The sequence below is a fragment of the Marinospirillum sp. genome (genome assembly GCF_014859565.1).
Window position 1 is genome coordinate 1 of record NZ_JACUUA010000230.1, and the last position, 5,006, is coordinate 5,006.

At 50.5% G+C, this 5,006-nt stretch carries 5 protein-coding genes; 4 read left to right on the plus strand and 1 reads right to left on the minus strand.

The annotated features are described in order from the left end of the window. Positions 1-604: ATP-binding cassette domain-containing protein (locus IBX50_RS17160; RefSeq protein ID WP_292257522.1), on the plus strand; the 604-nt coding region annotated here is incomplete at its 5' end. On the opposite strand, the gene IBX50_RS17165 is transcribed toward IBX50_RS17160, so the two are convergent. Next, the gene (locus IBX50_RS17165; RefSeq protein ID WP_292257523.1) at positions 601-2,247 is read right to left on the minus strand and encodes a sensor domain-containing diguanylate cyclase; all 1,647 of its coding nucleotides are present in this window, start codon (positions 2,245-2,247) and stop codon (positions 601-603) included. The two genes, IBX50_RS17160 and IBX50_RS17165, sit on opposite strands and share 4 nt — an antisense overlap. Before the next feature lie 154 nt (positions 2,248-2,401). On the opposite strand from IBX50_RS17165, the gene IBX50_RS17170 reads away from it, so the two are divergent. The 3 genes from IBX50_RS17170 to IBX50_RS17180 all read left to right on the plus strand — a co-directional run bounded on the left by IBX50_RS17170 (position 2,402) and on the right by IBX50_RS17180 (position 4,841). Further along, positions 2,402-3,307 (plus strand): LysR family transcriptional regulator, encoded by a 906-nt coding sequence (locus IBX50_RS17170; RefSeq protein ID WP_292257524.1) that lies wholly within the window; start codon positions 2,402-2,404, stop codon positions 3,305-3,307. Between the two features lie 82 nt (positions 3,308-3,389). Then, positions 3,390-3,695 (plus strand): hypothetical protein, encoded by a 306-nt coding sequence (locus IBX50_RS17175; protein ID WP_292257525.1) that lies wholly within the window; start codon positions 3,390-3,392, stop codon positions 3,693-3,695. A 213-nt stretch (positions 3,696-3,908) separates the two neighbouring features. Continuing rightward, positions 3,909-4,841, plus strand: coding sequence for a sodium-dependent bicarbonate transport family permease (locus tag IBX50_RS17180; RefSeq protein WP_292257526.1), 933 nt, complete (start codon positions 3,909-3,911; stop codon positions 4,839-4,841). The last annotated feature ends 165 nt before the right edge of the window (positions 4,842-5,006 follow it).

The following is a 5,006-nucleotide window of genomic DNA, read 5'->3' on the forward strand; positions in this document are numbered from 1 at the left end:
GCTGCAAGCGATTGCTGCCGGTGAAATCAAACTGGAAGGCACCGCTTTAAATCAACTGAAACAGCAACAACTGCTGCCCTGGCGGCGCAAGATGCAAATTGTGTTTCAGGATCCTTACGGCAGCCTCAGTCCACGCATGAGTGTGGCCGACATCGTGGCAGAAGGATTACAACTTCATCAACCCGAGCTGTCAACCGCTCAGCTGGATGCTGCAGTTTGTCAGGTACTGGAGGAGGTGGGACTGGAAACTGCCGTTCGCTTTCGTTACCCCCATGAGTTTTCCGGTGGGCAGCGCCAGCGTATTGCCATTGCCCGCGCCCTGATTCTGAAACCCCGACTGCTGGTGCTGGATGAACCCACTTCAGCACTGGATCGCAGTGTACAGGCGCAGGTGATTGAGTTGTTACGTGACCTGCAGCAAAAACACCAGCTGGCCTATCTTTTTATCAGCCATGACCTGCGAGTTGTTCGTGCACTCAGCCACCGCATCCTGGTGATGAAAGATGGTCGGGAAGTGGAAACAGCAGCAACAGAAACACTGTTCAGCCAGCCTGCCACTGATTACACACGCCAGCTGTTAAAAGCCGCCGGATTCCAAGGCTAGATTTGATGAAATATCACCCGATTACGCCCCTGCTGTTTGGCTCGATAAAGCGCCTGATCTGCCAGCACCATCACATGCTGTAGATCCTCAGCATCTGCAGGCCATACAGCACCACCAAGACTGCAGCCAATACTCACTTGTTTGCCGTCAATCACAAACTCCTGGTTCAGCCTGCGGATGATGACTTCTTCTGCCATATCACTAAAAGTTCTGCGTGGATCTGGCATTTCTGACTCCAGCAGGAATACAAACTCATCACCACCCAGACGCACCAGCATTTGCTGATCATTGGCGACAACCAGTGGCAACACGCGCCCTGCAACCTGCTGCAACAGCTTATCGCCAACCTCATGTCCATAGGTGTCATTCACCTGCTTAAAACGATCCAGATCCATAAACATCAGCGTCAGGTTTCCTGGTGTGCCAGGCAACTGCTGTTTGGCTCTGGCAAGAAAATCGTTCATGGCATTACGGTTGGGCAATCCGGTCAGAGCATCATGGTGTGCAATTCTGTGCATGTGATCCCGGCTATTTTCTGCCTTGATCAACTGCCCAACCAGGGTACTGAGGGTATTGGATAATACCTCAACCTCTTCATATCCTTTTAATCTGGGCAACGTCCGCTGACTGCCATCCAGCATGCTTCTGGCAGCAAGCGTGATCTGCTCAATAGGGCTTGCCATGCGTCCAGCCAGAACCCAGGACAAAACCAGCATCGAACCACCAAAAATCGATCCAATCAGCCAGATAATTCCCAGAATATGCTGAGTGGGTTTGTAAGCTTTTTCCAGATCCTGCCGCAACAGAATCACCCATTCCAGGCCAGGATAGTTCTGATGACCGGATGACTGCACATAACTGGTCAAATAATCCCGCCCGTCTGGCCAGGTTTCAGTCAGGAAGCCAACATCACCAGCACGAGCTGCCACAATGCTGGGCAACTCCAGAAAATGACCTATATTGGCTTCAGGCCCCATTAGCACCCGATTATCTATTCCACTGATCACATACATTTCAATGTTTTTATGCTGTGCCAGCGGTACTTTAAAGCCATCAATAATTTCTCTAACCCAATCCAGGCTGAGATGGGCTGCCAGAACTCCAGAAAACTGCTGGTCATAATCCAGTACAGGATAGCTGATGCCAATTGCATGGTCTGGCTGTGCGGCAGAGGTTTTACTGTTGGCTGTTTCTGACAATAAACTCTGAACACTCCCAAAAAAACGCTGGTTTTGTGCATTCAGAAAAATGGCCTGTCTGGAAAAATCCTCGCCCAGTCCCATACCAGAAGTTGCCGCAATCACCTGCCCCTGTTTATCCATAAAGCCAACCCATGAGAATACAGGGATAAACTGACGCAACTGGTTAAGTACCAGCTGAATGCCTTCCACATCCTCAGGATTACGCAAGGTATCGAGGCTATTGATCAATGCCAGTTCGGCTGAACGTGACCAGATATAACGATCCAACTTATCAGACATCAGCCTTGTAGTTTCTACCAGCTCATACCCGATTTCACGCTTCAGGTATTCGCTGGTTTTAAACCAGATCACCAAACTCAAAACCAGCGTAAAACCAATCAAGGTCATCGACAAGGTGACCAGCAACTGCGTTCTGAACTGCTTCATCCAGCTGAACATCATCCCTTATTCTCCTGACCAAATTCCCGAGTTAGCGCCAACCGAAACTAAAGACCACCAGTAGAGTAAAAAGGTTGCAGCGTTTAATTTTTTCTTGCTTGATCAGTTGAGCGTCGCTCTTTAAAGTCTGGCTATCATACCAACCCTTTCCAAGGACATGGCAATGCTGCCCAAGGTGAATCTGAAACACCTGCATTACTTCTGGCTAATTGCACGAGAAGGCTCCATTGCCCGTGCAGCGGAGGTGTTGGATCTGGCACCTCAAACCCTGAGTGGGCAGTTAGCTTCGCTGGAGGAGTCGCTTGGTCATACCTTATTCCGCCGTGAAAATCGCAGCCTGAAGCTAACGGAAAAAGGCCAGTGGGTGTACCAGTATGCCGAGCAGATTTTTGCTTTGGCGGAAGAAATGGAGTCCGGACTGAAACATTTTGAGCAGCAGGCACCATTAAAACTCAAGGTGGGTATTGCAGCCTCCATCCACAAGCTGATTGCCTGGCAGTTGCTGGAACCAGCCACACAGCTTGAACGCCCACTGAACCTGTGCTGCCATACCGGGCAAACCCCTGACCTGATTCGCAGCTTAAAAAAACAGGCTTTTGATCTGGTGCTGACCGATCAACTACCAGATGATTTTTCCCAGTCGGGTCTGGTGGCAACCGAGTTGATGCGAACTCCCATCAGTCTGTTTGCTACCCCTGATACCACACAACGCTTACAGCGCAACTTTCCGACTAGCCTGCATGGTGAACCCTTACTGGCCACTTCATACAGCACCCCCTATTTCCAGCAACTGCTCTTGTGGTTGCAGCAACGTCAGATCATCCCAAGGTTTGTTGCCGAGATTGATGATAGTGCGCTGATCAAGGTATTCGGCAGTCGGGGTATGGGAATTTTTGCTGCACCTCATGCCATAAGGGATGAGGTCTGCCGCCAGTATGGTGTCAGTGAGCTGGCACGAATTGACGGGGTGATGGATGCCATTTTTGCAGTAACTCGCACCGCCTCACCACAGCACCTGGCCATACGCAGTATATTGGCGCACAAAAGCATCGGAAAAAACTGATAATTACAATCAAGGAATCTGTTTATTCCTTGCCTTTCATGCGCTAATTTTCATACCACGACTAGAGCAAATGGAGGTGGGTATGAAAACTGTTCACAAATTCCGTCTTGAATGCGGCAGTGCACTCAACTCACTGAAGCTACGTAAAGGCTTCCGTCTGGTGCACAGTGAGTATCTGGTAACTGAAAAAGCCGTGTTTGTATGGGTTGAAGTACCTCTGGATCTTTCCCTGCCGGAAATCCAGTTAAAACTGCGCGTTTTCGGTACCGGTGAAGCCATTCCACGTCACTTCACTTACATGTCTTCCGCTGTGGATGGATTCGGACCCGAGGCTTACCATATTTATTCGCTAGAGGCTCAGGACCTTGTGATGGGTCAAGTCGCCTAAACTCATCATCGAGGCTCTGACAGGCACGCCTCACTCTTCGCCAGCAAACTGCTGGCGTTTTTTTGCCTTCATTTCAACAAGGCCAACTAAACCACCATGCAACAACCACTTATCAAAAGGCACCGGCACTTAAGCCTTTTTTCGAGACCGATAAGCAGTTAAACTCGCTGCCTGCGAGACACCACCGGTTTCTGATTTATAACAGAGGTTTTCATGCCTGACATCGTGGTGATGTTTTTTCTGCTCGGTCTATTATCTGGACTGGTAAAATCTGATCTGACCATCCCCAAGGCTGCGTATGACGTACTCAGCCTGCTGTTGATGTTGACCATCGGCCTGAAAGGCGGCATGGCACTTCACGGTAACGTCGGCTGGCACCTGTTAATCGAAATGGGCGCGGTCACCCTGCTGGGCATCGCCATCCCGCTGATACTTTTCCCGCTACTGCTGAAAGTTGTACGTTTAAGCCTAGCTGACAGCGCCAGTTTCACCGCCCACTATGGTTCGGTCAGTGCCGGTACCTTTGCCGTGGCTTTTGCTTATGCCGAATCCCAGCAGCTGACCATTGGTGGTCAGGTCACCATCTATCTGGTACTGCTGGAACTGCCAGCCATTCTGATTGGCCTGCTATTGTTCCGTCATTTCAGCCGCGAAAGTGGCGGCAGTGGTACTACAACAGCCCTGATCCATGAAGCCCTGACCAACCGGGGTGTAATCCTGCTGGTCGGTGGGGTGGTAATCGGCTGGATGTATGGCCCGCTGGAAGGTGCCATGGTCACCGACCTTTATATGACTGCCTTTAAAGGTGTACTGGCGCTGTTTCTGCTTGAAATGGGTTTGGTTGCTGCTGATGCCCTGTCCAAGGTGCGACTGGACAAGATCCGGGTCATCATTTTTGCCATGGTAGCGCCATCCCTGCTGGGACTGGCCGGTCTGTTCACCGGAAAAATGCTGGGGCTGCCGGATGGTTCGGTACTGATTCTGGCCAGTCTAACAGCCAGCGCCTCCTACATCGCTGCACCGGTAGCGGTACGTACCGCTATTCCCAAAGCTGACATTGGCCTGGCAATGCTGGCTTCACTGGGCATCACCTTCCCCTTCAACGTACTGATTGGTATTCCTCTTTATCACAGCTGGTTGATTTAACAAAAATAAACGTCTGAGACCCCAAAGCTGACCAAGCGGTTGTATCTGTAAGCTATATCCTTCATGCTTGTACCCCCTGAACTTTAGTCTATGGAGCAAGTAATGACGGACGAAAAAGATCCCATGAAGCCGGACGGTGAGGTGAATCCCATCGACACGGATTAC